This window comes from Paramagnetospirillum magnetotacticum MS-1 (assembly GCF_000829825.1).
Classification (GTDB): Bacteria; Pseudomonadota; Alphaproteobacteria; order Rhodospirillales; family Magnetospirillaceae; genus Phaeospirillum; species Phaeospirillum magnetotacticum.
This window is the reverse complement of sequence record NZ_JXSL01000027.1, coordinates 374,095-397,868: the sequence shown is the minus strand read 5'-3', so window position 1 is coordinate 397,868 and position 23,774 is coordinate 374,095. Positions and strand designations below refer to the sequence as shown.

The window sequence follows — 23,774 nt, the reverse complement described above, 5'->3', positions numbered from 1 at the left end:
CTCCGGCCCGAATTAGCAGACATGTCCATGAGCAGAGGGGCCCCATGACTGTCGCGAGCCAATGCTGGACCTCCATTCACGGCGTGGTGATGCCCCGGATCATCTATGGCACGGCCTGGAAGAAGGAGAAGACGGCCGATCTGGTGGAGCTTGCCCTGGGGCAGGGATTCCGCGGCATCGACACCGCCTGCCAGCCCAAGCATTACCATGAGCCGGGGGTGGGAGAGGGATTGGCCGCCGCCCTGGCCAAGGGCCTGCGCCGTGACGAAATCTATCTGCAGACCAAGTTCACTCCCTTGGCCGGTCAGGACCCCCAGCGCATCCCTTACGATCCCTCCGCCTGTCTGAGCCAGCAGGTGGCACAGTCCTTCGAGCGGTCCTGCGCGAATTTAAGAACCGAATTCCTGGACGGCCTTGTTCTGCATTCCCCCCTCGGCAACCCTGCGGACTTTCGCGAAGTCTGGTCTGCCATGGAGGGCATTTTCGAATCCGGCGGGACACGGCAACTGGGGATCAGCAATTGCTATGATCCCGAGGTTCTGCGCCATCTTTGCGAAACATCCAGGGTCAAGCCAGCCATCGTCCAGAACCGTTTCTACGCCGCGACCGGTTTCGACCGCATCCTGCGCGCCTATTGCCGCAAGAACGGTATTCTTTATCAAAGCTTCTGGACGTTGACCGCCAACCCGGAGATCCTGGTGGATGACAGGGTCAAGGCGCTGATGGCAAAGCACGGGCGTACCGCGCCTCAGATATTTTTTCGCTACCTCAGCCAGCAGGAAATCATCCCGCTGACAGGAACCACATCGGCCGTTCACATGGGCCAGGACCTGGAGATCGGGGATTTCGAGTTGAGCGATGCGGAGTGCCAGACTCTGGCCCCCCTGTTGAACTGAGGTTACTTGGGCAGGGAAAACAGGAACGTCGATCCCACGCCCACCTGGGACTCCACCCAGATACGCCCTCCATGGTGTTCGACGATTTTCCGGCACGATGCCAGCCCGATGCCGGACCCTTGGAAACGATCATGGTTGACCAGGCGCTGGAACACCCTGAAGAGCCGTTCGATATCATCGGGCGCAATGCCGATACCGTTATCCGAGATGGCGATGACCCACTCGTTGCCACCGTCCCGGCACGTTACGGCAATCTTTGGCCGACACCCTGTCTCGACGAACTTGACGGCATTGGCGATCAGATTCTGAAAGAGGCGTTCCAGTTCGGATTCGAATCCCCAAACAACGGGCAGTTCCGGAGGAACGGCCAATTCCGCCAGCCTTAGATCATCGGTCAAATTCGCCATGGCTTGGCGCAGGACGGCGCCAAGGTCTACTGCGGTTTTCGCAGTGCCGGCGGCGCAAACGCGCGCGTAATTGAGCAGATCGGTGATCATCCGATCCATGCGCCTGGCGCCGTTGATGGCGAACGCGAAGAATTCCTGGCACTCTTCGTCAAGATGGCCCGCCATCTGCTTTTCCAGAAGATGAAGGTATGAACTGATCATCCTGAGAGGCTGGCGAAGATCGTGAGAGGCGGCATAGGCAAAGTGCTCGAGTTCGGCATTGGACCGTTTCAGGACAAGCTCCATGGCCTTTTGCGCAGAAATATCACGGGTGACGGCAAGATGAACCCGCTCTCCCTGATAATTCATGGGAACCGCATGGGTTTCCAGCCACCGACGGGTTCCCTTCAGTCCTAGGATTTCGAACTGCAATTCCTGGCTTTCGCCCTGGATGACCCTCTGGTGCATGGCCCTGAAAGCATCTCGATATTCTGGCGCGATCATGTCCAGGACGGGGCTGCCCACGACCTGATCCAACGACTTCGCCTCGATCATGGCCAGTCCTGCCGGGTTCATCTGAATCAGCTTTCCCAGAGCATCGACCATCTTGATGCATTCGGGTTCGCTGTCGATAACCGTCCGCAAATGGGTCTCCGTCTCCTTCACCTGGGTAATGTCGGAGACCAAGACGAAAAAACCGCGGACCTCTCCGTCATGGATATCGGGAATGTATTGGGCCAGGGAGTGGCGAAGGGAACGCCCGTCGGGAGTGGGGATTTCGCGCTCGAAAGTCTGGCGTTCTCCCCTCAGGGCGCGTTCGATATAGGGCAGGTTGAGCCTGTAGCGCTCTTCCCCGATGACGTCTTGGATATGCATGCCGGGCATTTTGTCGGGATCGACGCCGAACCAGTCGAAATAGGCGCGGTTGCCGAAACGGTTCCTCAGGTCCCGGTCCCAATAACCAATCATGGCCGGAATATTGTCGAGGATCGTGCGCAAATCCTCGTCGCGTTGCCGCAACTTCTCGGATTGCTCGGAAACGAGCCGCTCCAGTGTCTCCAGACGATCACGCATACGGAGCGACCCCACAGCCCTCAGCCACGGAAAGTTCCGTGCCCACTTCTCACCCAACGTTCCTAAGGATACCCCCACACAAGGCATCTGAGAAGGCCTTGTCGGGACGCAAGTGGCGGAAGGGGAGGGATTCGAACCCCCGGAGGCTTGCGCCCCTGCGGTTTTCAAGACCGCTGCAATAGACCACTCTGCCACCCTTCCGACGGAACGCAGATTTAGCGCACCGGGCCGGGGGGCGCAATGGGGCAGAGCGCCTTCCTTTAAACGAACACATATTCGTTTCACTGCCATCCCTTGCTGTGTTTTGATGAAGGCAACGAGGGGCAAATGCCTCCGACGAGCTTCACAGACGGGGAAACGCTCACATGATCAGAAACCTAAGGTTCCCGGCCTTGACTGGCCTCCTCACGCTTACTCTGGCCGCCATGCCAGCCATGGCCGAGCAGACAGTCAAGATCGGCATTCTCTCGGATATGTCCGGCCCCTATTCCGACATGGGCGGGCCCGGCTCGGTCGCCGCGGCTCAATTGGCCATCGACGAGTGTCTGGCCAAGGAATGCAAGGGCATGAAGATCGAACTTCTGTCCATCGACCATCAGAACAAGCCCGATATCGGCGTGCAGAAGGCCCGCGAATGGGCGGATGTCAATAAGGTTAACGCCATTGCCGACTTGACCAATTCGGCGGTGGCTCTGGGGGTTCAGAAGCTGACCCTGGACCACGACTTCGTCGCCATGTATTCCGGTCCCGCCACCACCAAGCTGACCAACGAGGATTGCTCGGCCACCGGCTTTCACTGGATGTTCGACACCTATGCCCTGGCGGCGGGTTCGGCCCAGGCCATCACCAAAATGGGCGGCAAGAGCTGGTATTTCCTCACCGTCGATTATGCCTTCGGCCATTCGCTGGAAGCCGATTCCATGGCCATGGTCAAGCAGTTGGGCGGCACGGTGGCGGGAAGTGTCCGCCATCCGCTCAATACGGCGGACATGTCGTCCTTCCTGTTGCAGGCCCAAAGTTCCAAGGCCCAGGTGGTCGCCCTGGCCAATGGCGCGGCCGACACCATCAACGCCATCAAGACGGCGCGTGAATTCGGCATCGTCCAGGGTGGGCAACAGGTGGTGCCGCTCCTGATCTTCCTGACCGATATCCGCAGCCTGGGCCTGGAGATCGCCCAGGGCCTGACCTTCACCGAGGGTTTCTATTGGGACCAGGACGATCAGGCCCGCGCTTTCGCCGCGCGGTTCCAGAAAGCCTTCAAGGACCGCAAGCCGACCATGGTGCAGGCGGGAACCTATTCCAGCGTACTGCATTACCTGCACGCCGTGGCGGCGGCCAAGACCACCGAAGCCAAGGCGGTATCGGCCAAGATGCGCGAAATGCCCATTTCAGACGCGGTGATGCGCAATGCGGCCATCCGGCCCGACGGACGTGTGATCCACGACATGCTGCTGGTCAAGGTCAAGAGCCCGGCGGAATCAAAGGGCGACTGGGACTTCTACACCATCCAGGCAACCATTCCGGCAGCCGAGGCCTTCAAGCCACTGGCCAACTCGGCCTGCCCCACGGTCAAGAAATAACGGTAATAAAGGGAGGGAGGCGGTTGTCTGGCCGCCTCCCGTCATCACAAGCCCAGTGACTCCACACCCTTGCCGTGGCATGTAGTTTGTATGTTTCTGCTGTCCAAACTGCTCGGTTTCGCTACCGACCCGGCCACTGTCTTCCTGCTGCTGATTCTGCTCGGCGGTCTGATGACCTTGTCGCGTCGATGGCTGTCCTTGGGGCGAAAGGTTCTTGGCGTCACCCTGCTGACGGTCACTTTCATGGCCGTGGTGCCCCTGGAATATTGGGCCGAGACCTGGATGGAGGCGCGGTTCAGGGCTCCTAATCCTCTCCCCGAGAAGGTCGATGGCATCATCGTTCTGGGCGGTGCCATCAACCCAGTGGTGAGCGAGGCGCGGGGTCAGGTGTCCGTGGGGGGCGGCGTCACCCGCATGACGACGCTGATCCCCCTGGCAAAGCGCTACCCCGAAGCCCGGCTGGTGTTCAGCGGAGGCTCGGGCAGCCCTTTCAACCCGGAACTCCGCGAAGCCGATTACGCCAAGATCTTTTACGACGATCTGGGATTCGACACCGACCGCATCGTTTTCGAGCGGGATTCGCGCAATACCCGCGAGAACGCCACGTTGAGCAAGGAACTCATGCAGCCCAGACCAGGAGAGACCTGGTTGCTGATCACCTCAGCCGGCCATATGCCGCGCTCGGTGGGGTGTTTCCGTGCCGTGGGCTGGCCTGTGGTCCCCATTCCGGTGGATTACTACACAACGGGTCTGGACAAGCCCTGGTGGACTGAACTGCGTTTCAGCCCCCAGAAGGGTATTTTCGGCCTGGCGCCTTTGATTCACGAGGGACTGGGTCTGGTTATGTACCGCCTGATGGGCTGGACTGATACGCTCTTGCCCAAGCCTTGAGATTGCGGACACCGTCCAAAGTGTGGCACAACACCCGGATGCTTACCAGATTTGGGGTTTGGCGCATGGCTTGGGCGACGAAATCTTGGATGACGGCGGGATTGGCGGTAGCCGCGTTGGCCCTGGGCGGTTGCGCCGCATCGGCCGAGGAACCGGCGGCTCCGGCCGAAGCTCAGGTGGCGACGGCGGAAAGCGGCTTCGGCACCTTTCTGGCCGGTGTGCGGGCCGAGGCCCTGGAGAAGGGCCTTAAGCCCGAGACCCTGGACGCCGCTCTGGCCAATGTGGTCCATATCGACCGGGTGATTGAGCTGGATCGCAAACAGCCGGAATTCACCTTGTCCTTCAACGAATATCTGGGTCGTATCGTCTCCCAGTCCCGCGTGGAGGAAGGGCGGCGCAAGCTGGCGGAAAACAAGGCCCTGCTCACCGAAATCGAGCGCCGCTACGGCGTGCAGCCCCGTTTCGTGGTGGCTCTGTGGGGCATCGAGACCAATTTCGGCAAGAATACCGGTGGCATGTCGGTGGTGTCGTCCCTGGCCACACTGGCCTATGACGGGCGGCGGTCGAAATATTTCCGCACCGAGTTGATGAACGCGCTCACCATTCTTGATCAGGGCCATATCACCCCCGCCAATATGATCGGCTCCTGGGCCGGGGCCATGGGACAATGTCAGTTCATGCCGTCCACCTTCTTGAAGTTCGCCGTGGATTGGGATGGCGACGGCAAGCGCAACATCTGGACCAACCGGTCCGATGCCCTGGCCTCGGCCGCCAATTATTTGTCGTCGGAAGGCTGGAAGGGCGATCAGACCTGGGGGCGCGCGGTGAAGCTGCCGTCCGATTTTCCGCGCTCGGCCCTGGGCACCGACACCCGCAAGACGGTGACGGAATGGGCGGCCTTAGGGGTCAAAGCCGTCGATGGCAAGCCCCTGCCGGCCCGTGATATCTCTGCCTCCATCGTCCTGGCCGAGGGCAGCAAGGGGCCGCCCTTCATGGTCTACGACAATTTCCGCACCATCATGAAGTGGAACCGCTCCACCTTCTTCGCCCTGGCGGCGGGGCATCTTGCGGACCGCATCGGTGGCAAGTAGACTACCATATCTTTGGGCGGACCGGCGGGAGGTAACTAGATGTCGCGGATAACGCGCTTGGTGGCTGTGCTGCTATCGGGGACCATGCTCGCGGGCTGCGCCGAGATGAATCTCTTCGGGCATCTGGCCAAAAGCGCGGTGGGGGGTGACGAGCCGCCGCCGCCTTCCGCCTCGGCCGCCACCAATTACAAGGTCGGCAAGCCCTATCAGGTGGCGGGAATCTGGTACTATCCCCAGGAAGACTTCGCCTATGACGAGACGGGCATCGCATCCTGGTATGGTCCCAATTTCCACGCCAAGCTGACCGCCAATGGCGAGACCTTCGACCAGAACGCCGTCACCGCCGCCCACAAGACACTGCAGATGCCCGCCATCGCCCGCGTGACTAATCTGGAGAACGGGCGGTCCATCATCGTGCGCATCAATGACCGCGGGCCTTTCGTCAATGGCCGCATCCTGGATCTGTCGCGCAAATCGGCGCAACTGCTGGGCATGGAAGGCAAGGGGACCGCCAGGGTAAGAGTGCAGGTCCTGCCAGAGGAAAGCCGCGTCCTGGCGGGCAAGCTCAAGCCTGATTCCAGCGGCAACGAGCCCAAGGTGGCCAGCGCCGCCCCGCGCGGCTCGGTGTCCGCGGAATCCTTGCCGCCGCCTCCCGGCGTCAAGACGGGCGGCGGCGACAACGTGACCATCGCCTCTTCGGCCCAGCCCAAGCGCCCCGGTTTGACGCCGGAATCCGTGGAGCGCGAGATCGCTGCCCAAGAGGTCAAGTCGGTGCCCGTGCACCCCACCTCCATCTATGTCCAAGCTGGATCGTTTGGCCGCCATGACAATGCCAACCGCATGGTGGCGCGCCTGTCCAAGCTGGGCAAAGCCCAGTTGCAGCAGGTCCAGGTCCAAGGCAAAACCTTGTTCCGGGTCCGTTTGGGGCCCATGTCCTCGGTGGAAGAAGCCGACCGGACCCTCGATTCCGTTGTCGCCGCGGGGGCAGAGGATGCCCGCGTGGTCGTTGATTAACAAAGAAAAGGCCGTTGTGATGCTCGCTCTTCTCCGCCGTTCCCTGGCTGCGGCCCTGGTCGTCCCCCTGGCCATCGTATCGTTGCCAGCCGGGGCTCAATCCATCGAGACCGCCGCCAAGCAGGCCATCATCATCGATCACGCCAGCGGCCAGGTGCTGATGGAGAAGAATGCCGATGAGCTGATGGTGCCCAGTTCCATGAGCAAGCTGATGACCGTCTTCATGGTCTTCGACAAGCTGAAAAGCGGCGCCTGGAAGCCATCCGACCGCCTGCCGGTCAGCGAAACCGCGTGGAAGCGGCATTACAAGTCCGAGGGCTCGCTGATGTTCCTTCCCGTCAACTCCACGGCCACGGTCGAGGAATTGCTGAAGGGCGTGGTCATCCAGTCGGGCAACGACGCCTGTTCCGTGCTGGCCGAGGCCTATTCCGGCTCGGAAGAGGCCTTCGCCGAGGAAGAAACCCGCAGAGCCCGCCAGATCGGCCTGACCAGGAGTACCTTCAAGAATGCCAGCGGCTGGCCCGAGCCCGGCCATATGATGACGGCCCGCGACCTTTCGGTGCTGGCCCGCCACCTGATCGGCGATTTTCCTGAATATTACCCGCTGTTCAGCCAGATGGAATTCGTCTTCAACGGCATCAAGCAGGGCAACCGCAATCCGCTGCTCTATAACACGCCGGGCGCCGATGGCCTCAAGACCGGCCATACCGAAGCCGCCGGATACGGCCTGACCGCCTCCATCAAGCGGGGCAACCGCCGTATCATCATGGTGCTGAACGGAATGAGCTCCATGAAGGAACGGGCCGAGGAATCGCGCCGCCTGACCGAATGGGCCTTCCGCGAATGGGAAACCTACGCCCTGTTCAAGGCGGGCGAGGAGGTGATCCCCGATGCCGAGGTTTGGCTGGGCCAGAAGGAAACCGTACCTCTGCTGGTCAAGAATGCCGTCGAGGTCAGCATGCAACGCCGCAACCGCCTGGAGATGAAGGTCACCACAATCTATAACGGCCCCATCGCCGCGCCCATCAAGGCCGGTCAGGAAGTGGGCAAGATCGTGGTGACCGCGCCCGGCATGGACCCGGTGGAAATGCCCATGGTGGCCGGTGCCGATGTGGAGAAGCTGGGCTGGAGCGGGCGCATGTCCACCGCCTTCAAGCGCGTCATCTGGGGCAAGAAGGGCTGAACCCATGCAAACCGCCCGCGGACGCTTCATCACCTTCGAGGGCGGGGAAGGGGCGGGCAAGTCGACCCAGGTCCGATTGCTGGCCGATTCCTTACGCGATGAGGGATTGATGGTGGTCACCACCCGCGAGCCGGGCGGCTCGACGGGAGCGGAGGCCATCCGGGCTCTGCTGGTGGAGGGCGACACGGCCCGCTGGGACGGGGTGACCGAGGCGCTGCTTCACTTCGCCGCGCGGCGCGACCATCTGCTCAAGACCGTCTGGCCTGCCTTGGAGCGCGGCGCCTGGGTCATCTGCGACCGTTTCGCCGATTCCACGCTGGCCTATCAGGGTTTCGGCCATGGTCTTGACCCCGATGTGATCGCCAGCCTGTACCGCGTCGCCGTGGGTCATTTCGCCCCCGACCTTACCCTGGTCCTTGATTTACCCGTCGAGACGGGGCTGGAGCGGGCGGGCGCCAGAGGTGGGGCCGAGGACCGCTATGAGCGCATGGGCTTAGGCTTTCACCAGCGTCTGCGCCAGGGATTCCTCGGTATCGCCGCCTCCAATCCCATGCGCTGCGCCGTTATCGACGCCACCCGTTCGCCCGACGAGGTGCATGGCGACATCATGTCGACGGTGCGGGCGCGGCTGCCGGTGCCATGACCGACTCCCCCCATCCCCGCGAAACCTCGGATCTGTTCGGCCATGCGACGGCCGAGACGGCGCTGCTTGATGCCTGGAATTCGGGGCGGCTGGCCCATGCCTGGCTGCTCTGCGGCCCCAAGGGCATCGGCAAGGCGACCCTGGCCTACCGCTTCGCCCGCTTCGCCCTGGCCGGTGGCGGGGAGGGGGGCGGGCTGTTCGGCGATTCGCCTACCGATCTGGAAATCCGACCAGACCATCCGGTGTTCCGCCGCATCGCCTCCCAGGGCCATGCGGATCTCGAAGCCGTCGAGCGCGGCTGGGCCGACGACAAGAAAAGCAAACTGCGCTCGGAAATCGTGGTCGAGGATGTGCGCGGCATCGGCCACTTCATGTCGCTGACTCCGGCCGAGGGTGGTTGGCGGGTAGTGATCATCGATTCCGCCGACGAAATGAACCGCAACGCCGCCAATGCGGTGCTAAAGGTATTGGAAGAACCGCCGCGCAATGCCTTGATGTTGCTCATTTCGCACTCTCCTGGTCGCTTGCTGCCCACCATTCGGTCCCGCTGTCGCCGCCTGATGCTTCAACCCCTGGCTGAGGATGTGGTCGCCGATCTGCTGACCCGTCAGCGCCCCGAACTGGGCCCCACCGAAGTCGCCGCCCTGGCCAAGCTGGGCGAAGGCAGTATCGGAAAGGCCTTGGCGCTGGCCGATGAGGGCGGTCTCGACCTCTACCGCGATCTGCTGAATCTGCTGCAAACCCTGCCGCGCCTGGATGTGCCTGCGCTCCATGCCTTCGGCGACAAGGTGGCGCGGCCCGAAAACGATGGATCGTTCCGAACGGTTACCGAATTGCTGGGCTGGTGGCTGGCCCGCCTGATTCGCGCCGGTGGCCGTCAGGGTCACGGCATGGCGGAAGTGGTGGCGGGCGAGGGCGCCCTGATGGAGCGCCTGCTGGCGGCGGCCAGTCTTGAACATTGGCTGGAGGTGTGGGAAAAGATCACCACCCTGTTCGCCCGCACCGAAGCGGTCCATCTCGACCGCAAGCAGGCCGTTCTCAGCGCCTTCATGGCGGTGGAACGCCTCGCCCGCCAGGGTTCACGCTAGCGGGCAACATCTTGATTTTGTGGAGCATTCCCATGACCGGGGCCGGGACCTTCTACGTCACCACGCCGATCTACTACGTCAACGACAAGCCCCATATCGGCCATGCCTATACCACGCTGGCCTGCGATGTCCTGGCGCGTTTCAAGCGCCTGGATGGCTTCGACGTCAAGTTCCTGACCGGCACCGACGAGCACGGCCAGAAGGTGGAAAAGTCGGCGGAAGCCTTCGGCGTGACGCCTAAGGCCCTGGCCGACCAGAATTCGGCCAATTTCCGCGAACTGGCCAAGATCCTGGGCTGCACCAATGACGATTTCATCCGCACCACCGAGGAGCGTCATAAGGTGGCCTGTCAGGCGCTGTGGGACAAGCTGCTGGCCAAGGGCGACATCTATCTTGGCGCCTATGAGGGCTGGTACTCTGTGCGCGACGAGGCTTTCTACGCCGAGGACGAGCTGGTCAAAGGCGAGGGCGGTTCCAAATTGGCGCCGACCGGCGCGCCCGTGGAATGGGTGAAGGAGCCCAGCTACTTCTTCCGCCTGTCGGCCTGGCAGGACCGCCTGCTCAAATGGTACGAGGACAATCCCGATTGCGTGGCGCCCCAGTCGCGGCGCAACGAGGTGATGAGCTTCGTGAAGGGCGGGCTGCAGGACCTGTCGGTATCGCGCACCAGCTTCAAATGGGGCATTCCGGTGCCCGGCGACGACGCCCATATCATGTATGTCTGGCTGGACGCGCTGACCAACTACATCACCGCCGTGGGCTATCCCGACACGACCGGCGACTTCGCCCGCTACTGGCCCAACGTCATCCATATGGTGGGCAAGGACATCGTCCGCTTCCACGCCGTGTACTGGCCGGCCTTCCTGATGGCCGCCGATTTGCCTGCGCCTCGGCGCGTCTTCGCCCATGGCTGGTGGACCAACGAGGGCCAGAAGATCTCCAAATCCGTGGGCAATGTCATCGATCCGCTGTCGCTCATCGAGACCTACGGCCTGGATCAGGTGCGCTATTTCCTGCTGCGCGAGGTGCCGTTCGGCAATGACGGCGATTTCAGCCATCGCGCCATGATGGGCCGCATGAACAGCGAACTGGCCAATGATTACGGCAATCTGGTTCAGCGCTCGCTGTCCATGATCGGCAAGAATTGCTCAGGCGTGACGCCCGCCCATTCGCCCGATACCGATGATGACAAGGAGATGCTGGGTGCCGCCTATGCCATGCTGGCCAAGGTCAGGGATTCCATGGACCGCCAGATGTATCACGAGGCCATCGAGGCCATCTGGGTTGTCATCCGTGCCGCCAATGGTTATGTGGACAAGCAGGCGCCTTGGGCTTTGAAGAAGACAGATCCCGCCCGCATGGGCACGGTGCTTTGGGTTCTGGCCGAGACCATCCGTTGCTTGGGCCTGCTGACTCAGCCCTTCATGCCGGCGGCCTCGGCCCGCATCCTCGACCAGTTGATGGTGCCCGAGGCCGAACGCAGCTTCGCCTTCTTCGGCCCCGCTCATGCGTTGAAGGCGGGAATCACCTTGCCGACCCCTCAAGGCGTGTTCCCACGCTATGTGGAAGAAACTGCGAGCTAAAGAAATGCTTGTCGACAGTCACTGCCATCTCGATTTCCCCGACTTCGCCGACGATCTCGACGGCGTGGTCGGGCGCGCCAAAGCGGCGGGGGTAGGCGTGCTGCTGACCATCGGCACCCATGTCACCCGCTATGACCAGGTGGTCAGGGTGGCCGAGCGCTACGATAATGTCTGGGCAACAGTAGGAATCCATCCGCACGAAGCCGGTGTGGAGCCCTATGCTGATCTCGATACCTTACTGCGTCTGGCCGAGCATCCCAAGGTGGTGGCGCTGGGCGAGACCGGCCTGGATTATTACTACGACAAGAGCCCGCGCGAGCAGCAGCGCCATTCATTCCGCATCCACATCGAGGCAGCGCGCCAAACGGGTTTGCCCATCATCGTCCATACCCGCGACGCTGACGACGATACCGGGCGGATTTTGGCCGAAGAGATGGAGAAGGGGGCCTTCACCGGACTGATCCACTGCTTCAGTTCGGGCCCAGACTTCGCTGAAAAAGCTGTGGAATTGGGCCTTTTCATCTCGGCATCGGGCATCATGACCTTCAAGACCGCCGACATCTTGCGCGATACCCTGGCGGTCGTACCCCTGGACCGCCTTCTGGTGGAGACAGACGCGCCTTATCTGGCGCCGATTCCCTATCGCGGCAAACGTAACGAGCCCGCCTATGTGGCCCATACCGCCGCCCGGCTAGCCGAAGTGAAGGGCATAACCATGGCTGAGATGGAAGCCGCCACCACCGACAACTTTCACCGCCTGTTCACCAAAGTGATCCGGCCATGAGGATAAGCATCCTCGGCTGTGGCGGCGCCGCTGGCGTTCCGACCATCTCCGGGGGGTGGGGGGTCTGTGACCCCAACAATCCGCGCAACCGTCGTCTGCGGTCTTCGATTCTGGTGGAGGAGGGCGATACCCGAATCCTGGTGGATACCTCGCCCGACCTGCGCGACCAGTTGCTGGCGGCCGGGGTCAAGAGCGTCGATGCGGTGGTCTATACCCACGACCACGCCGATCACCTGCACGGCATCGACGATCTGCGCGAGATCAACCGCGCCACCCGCAAATGGCTGCCGGTATGGGGCGACGCGGGAACGCTTGCCACCGCCCGGAGCCGTTTTCCCTATGCTTTCGAGCCGCTGGAGGAAATGGGGGAAATGATTTATCGCCCCCTGCTGGAAGCCCATGAAATCAGCGGGCCGTTCCGCATCGGAAACATTGATGTGATTCCCTTCGATCAGGACCATGGCTATTGCCGCACGCTGGGCTTGCGGTTCGGCTCCATGGCCTACAGTACTGATGTGGTCGAAATGCCGCCCGAGGCCTTCAAGGCCCTGAAAGGCGTGGACACCTGGATTATCGGTTGCCTGGTGGATTATCCCCACCAGACCCACGCCCATATCGCCAAGGCTCTGGAATGGATCGATTGCGTCAAGCCCAGACGCGCCTATATCACCCATATGGGCTCCCGTCTTGATTACGAGGCGGTGCGGCGTGCCGTTCCGCCGCACGTCATTCCGGCCCATGACGGGTTGGTGATCGACAATGACGGCTGAACGGTATTTTTCCGGGCTACGGGACTTTTTGGACAGTGAGGCGTCGGGCGGCATCATTTTGATGATTGCTGCGGGCTTGGCCTTGGGTGTCGCCAATTCACCGCAGTCAGAAGTCTATTTCGCGTCGCTTCAGGCCAGTTATCTGGGTCTCAGCATTCTGCATTGGATCAATGACGGGCTGATGGCGGTGTTCTTTCTTCTGGTCGGGCTGGAGATCAAGCGCGAGGTGCTGGTGGGTCAGTTGTCAACCTGGCCGCAGCGCGCTCTGCCCGGTGTTGGGGCCTTGGGAGGAATGGCGGCACCAGCCCTGGTCTATCTGGCCTTCAACGGGGCTTCCCCGCTGGCGATCCGCGGCTGGGCCATACCCACCGCCACCGATATCGCCTTTGCGCTGGGCGTTCTCGCGCTGCTGGGATCAAGGGTTCCGGCCTCACTGAAAGTTTTTCTGACCGCCCTGGCCATCATGGATGATCTGGGGGCTGTTCTGATCATCGCTTTGTTCTATACGGCGCAACTGTCTTGGCTTGCTTTGGGGCTAGCGGCGGTACTGCTGGGCGGGCTGGTGTTCCTGAACCGTACCGGTGTGCGTGTTTTGTGGCCCTATTTGCTCCTGGGGGCGGGGCTGTGGGTCGCCATGCTGCAATCGGGCATCCATGCCACCATCGCCGGTGTTGTGCTTGCCATGACCATTCCCATGGGAGAAGGGGAAGGGGCGCCCTTGCTGAGGTTGGAACATGGCCTGGCCAAATGGGTTGGTTATGGCGTTGTTCCGATCTTCGGCTTTGCCAATGCCGGCGTTTCCTTTAGCGGGCTCGACCCATCCGTGATTTTTGGCGGCGTTCCTGTGGGCATTTCTCTGGGGTTGTTCCTCGGCAAGCAATTCGGCGTTTTCGCCGCAATCTGGTGCGCCATCCGGTTCAAGCTTGCCGTTTGTCCCGATGGCGCCAGTTTGTCCCAGCTTTACGGAATCGCTGTGCTGTGCGGCATCGGCTTCACCATGAGCCTGTTCATTGGCGCCCTTGCTTTTGCAGGACATTCCGACATGACCAATGCCGTGAAAATCGGTGTTTTGGCCGGATCCGGGCTTTCCGCCATCCTGGGCTCCGCCATCCTTTTAAGATGCACACGAGTGTCGTCATAATATACATTATGCGACAAATGGCTATGAAAGGATTGGAGACGAGATGAGCGCCACGCACCGTCTGATCCGCACCATTACCCTCTCTCTCGCGCCAAACGCCCCGGCAACAATCGTCGAAACCCTGGCCCGGCCTGAAGGCATTCTAGACCTGAAGCTTTTGGGGCCGTTCGCCATCATGATCACCTATGATCTGCGCCATGCCACGCTTGCCGATATGGAGCGCTGGCTGGCGGCCAATGGCGTGAATCTTTCCACAGGCCTCTTCGCTCGGCTGCGTCGCCTTTGGTTGGCGTTCAAGGATGAGAACCGCCGCGACCAGAACTCCATCGTCCATCAGTGCTGCAGCGTTCCCCCGGCCAAGGAATAGCTTTATGCTGGTGCGCCCCACCAGTACGGAACCCCCATGACCAGCATCGATCCGCGCGCCTTGCAGCCTGCAAAATTCATTCAAAGCGACGATCCCGCCATTATCGCCTTTGCCCAAAACGCCGCCTCTGGTGCGAGTGATCGGTTGGACGCCGCCATTCGCCTCTATTATGCGGTGCGCGATACGGTGATCTACGCCCCCTATGTGCGATTCAACGCGCAGGAAACCTATTCCGCCGCCCATGTGTTGGCTAAGGGCAGCGGCTTTTGCATCCCCAAGGCGGCCTTGCTGACCGCCTGCGCCAGGGCTGTCGGCATTCCCGCCCGCATCGGCTTTGCCGATGTTCGCAATCACTTGGCGACGCCAAAATTACTGGAGAAGAACGGCGGCGATGTGTTCCGCTGGCACGCCTTCGCCGAGATCATGGCCGAGAATCAATGGGTCAAGGCCACCCCCGCCTTCAACCTGGCTCTATGCGAGAAGTTCGGCGTCCATCCCCTTGAATGGGATGGAAAAAACGACTCTGTCTTCCACCCCTTCGACAAGCAGGACCGACGTCACATGGAATATGTGGCCCAGCATGGCAGCTTCTGGGACGTCCCTTTTGATGAGATCACCGAGACCTACCGCGTGCATTGCCCGCTGCTGATGACCGATGATCCCTGGGACAAGGGCGCCGATTTCGCCGCCGAGGCCAAGGCCTGAAGCATGAGCGACAAGCCTATCGACCGATTGCTGGGCATCATGGCCCGCCTGCGCTCGCCTGAGGGTGGCTGCCCCTGGGATCTGGAACAGACCTTCTCTACCATCGCTCCCTACACCATCGAGGAAGCCTATGAGGTGGCCGAGGCCATCGAACACGGCGACATGCCCCAATTGAAGGACGAACTGGGCGACCTGCTGTTCCAGGTGGTGTTCTACGCCCAGATGGCCAAGGAGAACGGCGACTTCGACTTCGACGCCATCGCTTCGGCCATCGCAGACAAGATGATCCGCCGCCATCCCCATGTCTTCGTGGAGAATGACGGCCGCGACAGCGCCGGTCAGGTGGAAGCCTGGGAGGAAACCAAGGCCAGCGAGCGCGCCGCCAAGGCCCAAGGCGCCGAGCCGGGCATTCTGGATGGGGTGGCCCGCACCCTGCCCCCCATGACTCGCGCCCTGAAACTGCAAAACCGAGCCGCCCGCGTGGGCTTCGACTGGGATCGTCCCGAGACCATCTTGGACAAGCTGGCCGAAGAAGCCGAAGAAATCGCCGAGGAAATCCGCTCGCAGGCCCCTTTCGACCGCCTGGAAGACGAAATGGGCGACGTGCTGTTCGTCTGCGTCAATCTGGCCCGCAAGCTGGCCATCGATCCCGAACGGGCCCTAAAACGCGCCAATGCCAAGTTCGAACGCCGTTTTCGCCATATCGAGGCTGAATTGAAGGCTTCGGGGCGTTCGCCCGATACCGCCACCCTCGACGAGATGGAGGCACTGTGGCAGGCTGCCAAAACCTTGGAGAAGTCCGGAGGACATGGTGGCGGGTGACTGGCTGAAACGGATCGGCGTGCTGGCGGCTTTGCTGCTGCTGTCGTCGTGCTATATCCCCGACAAGTTCAAGAGCGAGCTGCGCCTGTCCCGGTACGGCGATTATTCGCTGACCTATAAGGGCGATCTGATGTTCGCCCCCATGCTCGACGATTACCGCAAGAACAAGATCAAGCCCGAGGAAGAGGCCGAGCGACAAGAAAACGTTCGCCGCGATCTGTCGCGCGACATCGCCTTTCGCAAGATCGAGGCCAAGGGCAAGGGCCGGTTCTCCGTGGAATATGAACGGGTCGGCAGGCTGGAAAAGGTCCAGCTGACCTCATTGATTCGCCGTGACGCCAGGATGATCTCGCTGCGGTCCATGGAGAACGGCGCCATTGTGGTCAAAGCCAATGCCATGAAGCCCTCGGACGCCCAGATTTTGGCCGAACTGGGCCTCAACATGGAGGGCGAGTTCCGCATCACCACCGACGGCAATGTGGTGAAACACAACGCCACCCAGGTCAAACCCTTCGGCACGTCCAAGGTCTATATCTGGAAGATCGAGAATGCCCTGTCGGCCATGCCGGAACTGGTGATGATCCGCGACGTGGATACCGAACGTCCCCTCGCCCCCCGTGCCTCGGAGCTTCGTTAGAATGTGGAAGAACCGCACCGTTCTGGTCACCGGCGCCACCGCCGGCTTCGGCGCCGCCATCGCCCGCCGTTTCGCGGCCGAAGGCGCTAATCTGGTGATTTGCGGGCGCAGGAGCGAGCGCCTGGAAGCGCTTAAGGCGGAACTGGGCGGCACGCCTTGCCATGCCGCCCCCCTGGACGTGCGCGACCGCGCCGCCGTGGCGGATTTCACCGCGTCTCTGCCCTGGAACGTGGACGTCCTGGTCAATAACGCCGGTTTGGCCCTGGGGCTTGAGCCAGCCCAGGCCGCCGATCTGGATGACTGGGAGACCATGATCGATACCAATCTCAAGGGATTGATGTATATGACGCGGGCCATCCTGCCCGGCATGGTGGAGCGCGATCGCGGCCATGTGATCAATATCAGCTCGGTGGCCGGGACCTATCCCTATCCGGGCGGCAATATGTATGGCGCCACCAAGGCGGCGGTGTCCCAGTTCTCGCTCAATCTCATCGCCGATCTGGTCAAGACCAAGGTGCGGGTCACCAATATCGAGCCCGGCATGTGCGGCGGCAGCGAGTTTTCCCAGGTGCGCTTCCACGGAGACGCCGAAAAGGCCGCCAAGGTCTATGAAGGCACCCAGCCGTTGAGTGCCGAGGATATCGCCGAGTCCGTCTACTGGGCGGCCTCCCTGCCCGCTCATGTCAATATCAACCGCATCGAGATGATGCCGGTCTGCCAGGCCTCGGCCGCCTTCGCCGTCCACCGGTCTTAATAAAGTCTCGGCCCTACTTCCTGACCACCAGGGCCACGCCCAAGGCGGTGGCCACCATGCCGCCCAGGGCAAGCGGGGTCAGGACCTCGTCGAACAGGGCCCAGGCCAGCAGGGCCGTCATCGGCGGCACCAGATAGAAGAAGCTGGCCACTTTGGCCGCCTCGCCCAACCGGATCAGGGTCATCAGCAGGCTGATCGCTCCCAGCGACAACACCAGGACCAGCCAGCCCAGAGCCAGGACGAAGGGCAATGTCCACTGAACCACCATGGTTTCGGTGGCCAGCGCAGCGGGCCCGACCACCGCCAGGGCGGCCAAATACTGAATCAGGGTTCCGGTACGCAGATCCATGCCGGTGCAGTAGCGCTTCTGATACAGCGTGCCGCAAGTGATAGCCAGCAAAGCCGCCACGGCGAAGGCCATGCCGTCCCAGCCGAATCCGTCGAAACGCACTCCCGTCAACCGGGTGGACAACACCATGGCGACACCAATCAGGCCAAGGGCAAGACCACCCCACTGGCGCGGCCCGACCTTCTCGCCCAGCAATGGCCCCACCACGGCGGCGGTCAGCAAGGGTTGAAGCCCCGCCACCAGGGCCGTGAGCCCGGAAGGAACGCCCAGGCGGATGGCGGCGAAGACACCGCCCAGGTAAACGGCGTGCACCAGCAGGCCGGACACGGCCAGATGCAGCCACAATTTCGGGTCGGAGGGAAACTTTGCGCGGAATATCCCAACCACAACGCCCAGCAGGGCGATGACGATGATGAATCGCATCACCAGGAAGGTGAAAGGCTCGGCATAGGGAAGGCCGTATTTGGCGCCGATAAAGCCGGTACTCCACAGCATCACGAAGACGCCCGGCATGGCCTTGGTCCAGGCGTGTTCCTTCATTCTGGTCACCCCTCGGCCTTGGGCGGCGGAGCCTCGCCACCGCTCCAGAACACCCAGGTGGAGGCCAGCCAAACCACCATGCTGATCAGCCCGGCCAATTTGGGTGGAACACCGAAATAGCTGGGCAGGACCAGCAGCAGGGCAATGCCGCCGACGAACCCGCAAGCAGTCCAGGCGGCGCCGATGACGTGTCGGGGCAATCCCTTCTTCCCGGAGGTTGCGCTCATCGCTTACGGCCTGACATCGATGTAATTGACCACCTTGCGAATCCCCTCGCCTTCCTTGAGGCGGGCGACGGCCTTGTTGGCCTCCTCTTGCGAGCGGGCGCGGCCGATCACATAGACTGTGCCATAGGAATCCACGGTGGTGCGGAAGTTGACGTCCGCAACGCCCTTGGTGCCGATCAACCGGGCTTGCGCCTTGACGCCCATCTCCACGGTATCGGCCCAACTGGGCAGCGTCTTGCGCTTGGGATCGTCCTTGGGCAGATAGGTCACATGCCAGTAAAGCTTGCGCACGCCCTCGACACCGCGCACATCCTTCTGGAATTCGTCATAGGTGGCCTTGTCATCGAACAGGCCGGTGATCAGCAGGCGCTGCTCGTAGATCTCGGTGGAGGCCTTGATGGTCGCGTGCTTGCCCATATAACCGTTGACCTTGGCGACGATCAGATTGTCCTTGGCGATATCCGAGGCCGAGCGCGCTTCGATGGCCCGATCAATCAAGGTCTTGGGCGCGGTCAACACATCCATCAACTGGGCCTGGGCAGGCACGGCCATGAATAGAGCGGCGACGGCAACGACGATTCGGCGCATGTCAGAACCCCGTGACGAAAAAGTGACGGGAAACCATACAGACCGTTCCCCATGCCGCCAATCGGCTAATTGCCCAAGGTCTTAAGGTGCTTGTGCACGGCCTGGCGGGAAATCCCCAGTTCCTTGCCGATACGGGCCAGCGACCAGTCGGGATTGGCCTGCCTCAGGCTTTTCGCCCGGTCCTTGGTGGATTGTCCGGGCGCCCGTGCACTCAAGCCCTTGGCCAACACCTCGAAATCACGGGCCAGGATGGCATAGCCGCTGAGATCCTCCCCGCCCCGCTCCGCCCAGTATTCAAGACGGGCGGAGTAATCGGCGATGGTCGCGGCGGGCAGATCCTTGCGCCAAGCCGCCTCGACCAGCCGGTAACGGGTTGCGCAGGGCGGCGGCAGAACCGGTGGCAAGGCGTCGGGATCGGAAACCAACTCCATCTGCCGCAGGCGTGCCCCCCAGCGCAGGCTCTCGGAGCGCGCGGCCTCCACCGTGGATGGCATAGGATGACAGGCCGCCACGGCAGCCTCCATCCCTGAAGGAGAGTCACAGGACTCTGCGGCGGCGATGAAGACGGACTCGAAGGCCGTGGGGCGCAGAACCGCCTCCACGCTGCCGAAACTTGCGATCAAGGCCGCGCGTTCGTCGGTACGGGTCAGTTCGCGCAAGCGGCGCAGGCGCGCCGCGCGAATGATGGCTCCGGGTTTGGCTCCTTCCTCATGCAGACGCAGTGCCTGCATGGCGGCTTCGGCGCCATCACCGTTGCGGGTCGCCCAGCGCCGCGCTAGAACTTCAAGCCCCGCGGGATAAGAGCCCCATTCCAGATCGCAAAAGGCCCGTGCGCGGTCCAGCGCCTCGTCTTGCTCGGCTTCCGTCTCGGAGTCGTAAAGGGCCAGCATGCCTTCCAGACGGTCGAGGGCTTTGTCCTCCCGTCCCTGGCTCATTAAATCGAAAAGGTCCATAGCCCCCTCGTCAACACTTGGGTTGACGGTGCAATGCCGTAATTGTCTTGTCAAGATGCTGCTGTGCCTGGGATCAGTTTGCCTGTGGGTTGCCGCTTTGCCGATCCGCTGCAAGCTGATCCACCAGGGCCTTTATCAGGCTGGGAGGCGCCGTCAGGACCGAATAGCCCTCTCCGGCCAGACGGGCCGTCACTGCGGCAAGAAGAAAACGCGGAATCATCACGGCCTCCGCCAATATGACGGCGTTTAATTACAATAAAATCCTAGCATTCCATGCGTAAAAAACCGATTAACCCATTCAGACTTCTAGGCAGTGTCCACGATGCCATGCATCTCCGATCAAGAGTATAATCAGAAATAAGTACTCCAGGAGGATGCTGTGACTGACATCATGCCCATCTCCGCAGAGTCGACCATGATCTTGGCAGAGCTTCGCTCGCTGCGGGACGAAATGCAGTCCATGCACCAAGAGACGCACGCCGCCCTGCTTGCCATCCGCGAAATGGTGGACGAACTGCACGGAGTCGAACGCAGGGAATCCAATATCGAACAAGGCCTGGAAGACATGGCCCAGCAGCTTGGCGAGGTCCTGGACGGTCCGGGGCCGTCACTGACCACCTGCTCCGTCTGCGGCTCCGATGTGGAGCGTCATGGCGCCGAAAACGGAATATTGCTGATCTGCAAGGCCTGCGGCCACACTGCCTTCGCTGAGCGCCGCACCAATGGCGAGCGGCGACAGGGGGCCGAGCGGCGCAGTATTGGCCAATCGGTGGCCGATGCCGCGCCGGAACCGACCCGCGAAAGCTTCGACTGGACCAGCGCCAGCACATAGAAAAGCCCGCCGGCAGAACCGGCGGGCTTTCGAGGTCTTGGTGGGTCCGCCGGGACTCGAACCCGGGACCTCTCGATTAAAAGTCTGATTTTGGCATGCCCGGAGAGCCGCAGAAACACACGGGGCACCAAACCTATCAAAGCAAATCCCCATGAAATGCAGGCGTTTCAGAGCAGACCAGTTGATTTTCGATGCAATTGGATGCCGCCATGATGTAGATTGATCTGGTGCCCCGTTGGTGCCCCGGAGGATTTCATGGTCGACAAGGTGTGGCTGGACAAGAAGGCAATCGAAGCCATTACGCTCCCCGATGAGGGCAAGCGGATCACGGTATGGGACACTGAAATCCCGGGGTTCGGTGTCCGTGTGACATCGACCGGCGCGAAGTCGTTCATCCTGTCCTACTGGTCGTCGCGGTCAAAGAAGCGGTTCAAGATCGGGGACTATCCGACTTGGTCGGCATCCGCTGCGAGGGCCGAAGCCATCAAGCTGCGGAAAGACATCGACCGCGGCGAAGATCCAATGGCAGAGCGCCAGGATGAGCGACAGGCCCCCACCTTCAAGGATCTGGCCGACGAGTATCTGCGCGATCACGCCCCGAAAAAACGCACCGGCGAGCATGACCGCCAGACGCTGGATCGTCACATCCTGCGCCGGTTCGGAGGGCAGAAGGTTGCCGACATCACCCACCGTCAGGTCGAGATCTATCACCGCGACCGGAGCCAGGACGCTCCGACCCAGGCCAACCGCGAAATCGCCCTGCTGTCCAAGATGTTTGCCCTGGCAATCAAATGGGGATACCGACCCGACAACCCGGCCAAGGGCATCGAGCGCAACCCAGAAAACAAGCGCGAACGCTATCTGTCGACTGAGGAGATCTCGCACCTGTTGGACGCGATGAACAAGCACACCGTCGCGGCCAGCCGCCACTGCGCCAACCTGATCCGGTTTCTACTGCTGACCGGCGCCAGACGCGGTGAAACGATGTCGGCCACCTGGGATCAAGTGGACTTGGAAACCGGCGTCTGGATCAAGCCCAGCAGCCACACCAAGCAGAAGAAGACCCACCGGGTTCCGTTGTCGGCCCCCGCCCTCGCCCTGCTGGTCGACATGAAGGCCAAAGCCGACGCCGAGGCCAAGAAGGCCAACGAGGAGCCGAGCAAGTTTCTGTTCCCTGGCCGGGGCAAGGACCATATCACCAGCCCGAAGAAGTACTGGGAGATGATCCGAGAGCGGGCCACCGTCTCGCTGTGGGCGTCGAAGCCAGAAACCACCGCGGGCAAGCTGGTGGCGGAACTGACGATTGATGACTTGCCCGAGCACCGCAAGGTCGTGGCCTGGGCACAAATAAAGGGCGTCGAACTCCCGGCAGGCATCACCGACGTGAATGTCCACGATCTGCGGCATTCCTATGCGTCGATCCTGGCGTCCAGCGGCCTGTCATTGCCGATCATCGGCCAGCTTCTCGGCCATACCCAGACCCAGACAACGGCCCGCTATGCCCACCTGTTCGATGACCCGTTGCGAGAGGCTACCAACCGTGTCGGCTCGTTGCTGGACGGCTTGGCTTCCGGTCGCAGTGCCGAGGTGACGCAGTTGAAGGGAGGGCGGAATGGATAACAAATGGCTGTCAATTTTTGAAAGGTACGGGATTGAGCCGACATCCCCCGACTGGGAAACGCTCGCAAAGGCTCTTGCACTTGATTACGCGCCGGAATTTAGGGCGCCAAGGGGGCGACCGAAGGAACACAGTGACGGACTCAGCATCTACATGAGGACGCGAAAATCAGCATCAATAAACGATGCCATCAAGCGCTTATCGGAAATAGACGGTAGGTCATTTAGCGTGCTGAAAAGGCTATACTACTTGGCTAAGAAAGACTGGGAAGATAACGTAACGCTAATAACGCTTGATCAAATCAAATCAGTTTCCCTAGATGATGGATACTCAATATATGAAGATGAAAATTATGGCCGTGACTAATTTTTTCAACTGTTATGAAAAAGTTTCATTTTTTTAACAGGCAGCACCATGCCGCATCATCCATTGCATGAGTTACGCCCAAGCAATGGAGGCCAACATGGGCATTGACGTTACCGCTCTCGACCCCGATTTCATCACGGAATCCGAGGCCGCCAGCATTCTCGGCAAGACCATCTCGACCCTTCGCCACTGGGCGATGGATCGTAAGGGTCCGGCCCGCATTTCCGTTGGACGCCGCATCGTCTACCGAAAGTCGGCGCTGCTGTCCTGGCTCATCAGCCAAGAGACTGACTTCTCCAAACTGCGCCGCCGTTCCAAGGCAGCCTAAAGCAAAACGCCCCGGCGTTGGCCGAGGCGCTGCGAAACTGGTTGGTACTGCGGAACAGCACCAACATAGCATCGCAGGCCGACAGGTTCAACAACCCGGGCATTCAAGGTTTCCGCAACTCGATCCCCTAACACATCGAGTAAGGATAAAAAATATGCCCACAAAATACGGTCCCAAATTCCCGCCGACGATTGGCGGTGACTGGCGCGAACCGATGTGCTCGGCACTCGGTGAGAAAGCCGCCAGGATGATGGATGCGCTTTATGAAAAAGGCCATCTGAGCCGGTATGACCGGGCTTGGTTGCTGGCAGAGTTTAAAGAGCTTCTCGCCATTGATGAATTCCTGAAAGCGCCTCGCCCCGATCCCGAGACGATCCCTGATTCTGACGAATTGTGGCTGCCCACTTCGGCTAGAAAAAGACGACTGCACCCCATCGCTGACAAGCATGAATTTTTAGCCAGAGTTCGTAACTCATTTGGCTATTACAGGTATCTCCGCGCGATGATTCAGGAAATCCAAGCGGACAGTAAGGCCGCCCCTGATGGCGAGGAGGAGATCTAGCC

28 protein-coding genes and 1 tRNA gene are annotated in these 23,774 nt (G+C 61.2%); 22 read left to right on the top strand and 7 right to left on the bottom strand.

What is annotated here, in order from left to right:
• The first annotated feature begins 44 nt into the window (after positions 1-44).
• Positions 45-896: an aldo/keto reductase family protein gene (locus tag CCC_RS10540; RefSeq protein WP_009865526.1), complete on the top strand. Its 852-nt coding sequence runs from the start codon at positions 45-47 to the stop codon at positions 894-896.
• Positions 897-898: 2 nt separating this feature from the next.
• Here the strand turns inward: CCC_RS10540 and CCC_RS21190 are convergent, their stop codons facing one another.
• Entirely contained in the window at positions 899-2,356 is a 1,458-nt protein-coding gene (locus CCC_RS21190) for a sensor histidine kinase (RefSeq protein ID WP_052473100.1), read from the bottom strand.
• Between the two features lie 113 nt (positions 2,357-2,469).
• Positions 2,470-2,557, bottom strand: a tRNA-Ser gene (locus CCC_RS10530).
• A gap of 191 nt (positions 2,558-2,748) precedes the next feature.
• On the opposite strand from CCC_RS10530, the gene CCC_RS10525 reads away from it, so the two are divergent.
• The 16 genes from CCC_RS10525 to CCC_RS10450 all read left to right on the top strand — a co-directional run bounded on the left by CCC_RS10525 (position 2,749) and on the right by CCC_RS10450 (position 17,409).
• Positions 2,749-3,936, top strand: coding sequence for an ABC transporter substrate-binding protein (locus tag CCC_RS10525; protein WP_041041445.1), 1,188 nt, complete (start codon positions 2,749-2,751; stop codon positions 3,934-3,936).
• A 90-nt stretch (positions 3,937-4,026) separates the two neighbouring features.
• Positions 4,027-4,827, top strand: coding sequence for a YdcF family protein (locus tag CCC_RS10520; RefSeq protein WP_009867299.1), 801 nt, complete (start codon positions 4,027-4,029; stop codon positions 4,825-4,827).
• An 89-nt stretch (positions 4,828-4,916) separates the two neighbouring features.
• Positions 4,917-5,918: a lytic murein transglycosylase gene (locus CCC_RS10515; protein ID WP_041041204.1), complete on the top strand. Its 1,002-nt coding sequence runs from the start codon at positions 4,917-4,919 to the stop codon at positions 5,916-5,918.
• Positions 5,919-5,957: 39 nt separating this feature from the next.
• Positions 5,958-6,932, top strand: a complete 975-nt coding sequence (locus CCC_RS10510; RefSeq protein ID WP_041041202.1) for a septal ring lytic transglycosylase RlpA family protein — start codon at positions 5,958-5,960, stop codon at positions 6,930-6,932.
• A 19-nt stretch (positions 6,933-6,951) separates the two neighbouring features.
• Entirely contained in the window at positions 6,952-8,115 is a 1,164-nt protein-coding gene (locus CCC_RS10505) for a D-alanyl-D-alanine carboxypeptidase family protein (protein WP_052473096.1), read from the top strand.
• 4 nt (positions 8,116-8,119) lie between these two features.
• Positions 8,120-8,758 (top strand): dTMP kinase, encoded by a 639-nt coding sequence (gene tmk / locus CCC_RS10500; RefSeq protein ID WP_009865753.1) that lies wholly within the window; start codon positions 8,120-8,122, stop codon positions 8,756-8,758.
• Positions 8,755-9,846: a DNA polymerase III subunit delta' gene (locus CCC_RS10495; RefSeq protein ID WP_041041199.1), complete on the top strand. Its 1,092-nt coding sequence runs from the start codon at positions 8,755-8,757 to the stop codon at positions 9,844-9,846. The genes tmk and CCC_RS10495 overlap by 4 nt, the downstream gene beginning before the upstream one ends.
• Positions 9,847-9,878: 32 nt before the next feature.
• A complete protein-coding gene (metG, locus tag CCC_RS10490; protein ID WP_041041197.1) occupies positions 9,879-11,429 on the top strand; it encodes a methionine--tRNA ligase in 1,551 nt (516 codons plus the stop codon).
• Between the two features lie 4 nt (positions 11,430-11,433).
• Complete coding sequence (locus tag CCC_RS10485; protein WP_009867204.1) at positions 11,434-12,213, top strand: TatD family hydrolase; 780 nt, start codon at positions 11,434-11,436, stop codon at positions 12,211-12,213.
• Positions 12,210-12,983 (top strand): MBL fold metallo-hydrolase, encoded by a 774-nt coding sequence (locus tag CCC_RS10480; protein ID WP_041041195.1) that lies wholly within the window; start codon positions 12,210-12,212, stop codon positions 12,981-12,983. The genes CCC_RS10485 and CCC_RS10480 overlap by 4 nt, the downstream gene beginning before the upstream one ends.
• Entirely contained in the window at positions 12,973-14,124 is a 1,152-nt protein-coding gene (gene nhaA / locus CCC_RS10475) for a Na+/H+ antiporter NhaA (RefSeq protein WP_041041193.1), read from the top strand. The genes CCC_RS10480 and nhaA overlap by 11 nt, the downstream gene beginning before the upstream one ends.
• Positions 14,125-14,167: 43 nt before the next feature.
• The gene (locus CCC_RS10470) at positions 14,168-14,491 is read left to right on the top strand and encodes a hypothetical protein (protein WP_009867207.1); all 324 of its coding nucleotides are present in this window, start codon (positions 14,168-14,170) and stop codon (positions 14,489-14,491) included.
• Positions 14,492-14,527: 36 nt separating this feature from the next.
• Complete coding sequence (locus CCC_RS10465; RefSeq protein WP_041041191.1) at positions 14,528-15,196, top strand: transglutaminase-like domain-containing protein; 669 nt, start codon at positions 14,528-14,530, stop codon at positions 15,194-15,196.
• A 3-nt stretch (positions 15,197-15,199) separates the two neighbouring features.
• On the top strand, positions 15,200-16,018 hold the full coding sequence (gene mazG, locus CCC_RS10460; protein WP_041041189.1) for a nucleoside triphosphate pyrophosphohydrolase: 819 nt from the start codon (positions 15,200-15,202) through the stop codon (positions 16,016-16,018).
• On the top strand, positions 16,005-16,655 hold the full coding sequence (locus CCC_RS10455) for a hypothetical protein (protein WP_041041188.1): 651 nt from the start codon (positions 16,005-16,007) through the stop codon (positions 16,653-16,655). Before mazG ends, CCC_RS10455 begins: the two co-directional genes overlap by 14 nt.
• A 1-nt stretch (position 16,656) precedes the next feature.
• Complete coding sequence (locus tag CCC_RS10450) at positions 16,657-17,409, top strand: SDR family oxidoreductase (RefSeq protein WP_009866835.1); 753 nt, start codon at positions 16,657-16,659, stop codon at positions 17,407-17,409.
• Positions 17,410-17,422: 13 nt separating this feature from the next.
• Here CCC_RS10450 and CCC_RS10445 read toward each other — a convergent pair whose 3' ends face one another.
• From CCC_RS10445 to CCC_RS22425, 5 genes are all read right to left on the bottom strand, one after another.
• Complete coding sequence (locus CCC_RS10445; RefSeq protein ID WP_041041186.1) at positions 17,423-18,298, bottom strand: DMT family transporter; 876 nt, start codon at positions 18,296-18,298, stop codon at positions 17,423-17,425.
• 5 nt (positions 18,299-18,303) lie between these two features.
• Positions 18,304-18,498: a hypothetical protein gene (locus CCC_RS10440; RefSeq protein WP_236686359.1), complete on the bottom strand. Its 195-nt coding sequence runs from the start codon at positions 18,496-18,498 to the stop codon at positions 18,304-18,306.
• A 30-nt stretch (positions 18,499-18,528) separates the two neighbouring features.
• A complete protein-coding gene (locus tag CCC_RS10435; protein ID WP_041041182.1) occupies positions 18,529-19,113 on the bottom strand; it encodes a BON domain-containing protein in 585 nt (194 codons plus the stop codon).
• A gap of 65 nt (positions 19,114-19,178) precedes the next feature.
• Positions 19,179-20,048 (bottom strand): helix-turn-helix domain-containing protein, encoded by an 870-nt coding sequence (locus CCC_RS10430; protein WP_009867002.1) that lies wholly within the window; start codon positions 20,046-20,048, stop codon positions 19,179-19,181.
• 91 nt (positions 20,049-20,139) lie between these two features.
• Positions 20,140-20,286: a hypothetical protein gene (locus CCC_RS22425; RefSeq protein ID WP_160295532.1), complete on the bottom strand. Its 147-nt coding sequence runs from the start codon at positions 20,284-20,286 to the stop codon at positions 20,140-20,142.
• 159 nt (positions 20,287-20,445) lie between these two features.
• Here CCC_RS22425 and CCC_RS10425 point away from each other — a divergent pair, with 159 nt between their 5' ends.
• The 5 genes from CCC_RS10425 to CCC_RS10410 all read left to right on the top strand — a co-directional run bounded on the left by CCC_RS10425 (position 20,446) and on the right by CCC_RS10410 (position 23,772).
• Positions 20,446-20,898: a hypothetical protein gene (locus tag CCC_RS10425; protein WP_009867003.1), complete on the top strand. Its 453-nt coding sequence runs from the start codon at positions 20,446-20,448 to the stop codon at positions 20,896-20,898.
• 255 nt (positions 20,899-21,153) lie between these two features.
• Positions 21,154-22,518: a tyrosine-type recombinase/integrase gene (locus tag CCC_RS10420; protein ID WP_041041178.1), complete on the top strand. Its 1,365-nt coding sequence runs from the start codon at positions 21,154-21,156 to the stop codon at positions 22,516-22,518.
• Positions 22,511-22,882, top strand: a complete 372-nt coding sequence (locus CCC_RS22150; protein ID WP_152619757.1) for a hypothetical protein — start codon at positions 22,511-22,513, stop codon at positions 22,880-22,882. Before CCC_RS10420 ends, CCC_RS22150 begins: the two co-directional genes overlap by 8 nt.
• Positions 22,883-22,979: 97 nt before the next feature.
• Positions 22,980-23,210, top strand: a complete 231-nt coding sequence (locus CCC_RS10415) for a helix-turn-helix transcriptional regulator (protein ID WP_152619756.1) — start codon at positions 22,980-22,982, stop codon at positions 23,208-23,210.
• 154 nt (positions 23,211-23,364) lie between these two features.
• Entirely contained in the window at positions 23,365-23,772 is a 408-nt protein-coding gene (locus tag CCC_RS10410) for a hypothetical protein (protein WP_041041173.1), read from the top strand.
• Positions 23,773-23,774 lie beyond the last annotated feature (2 nt).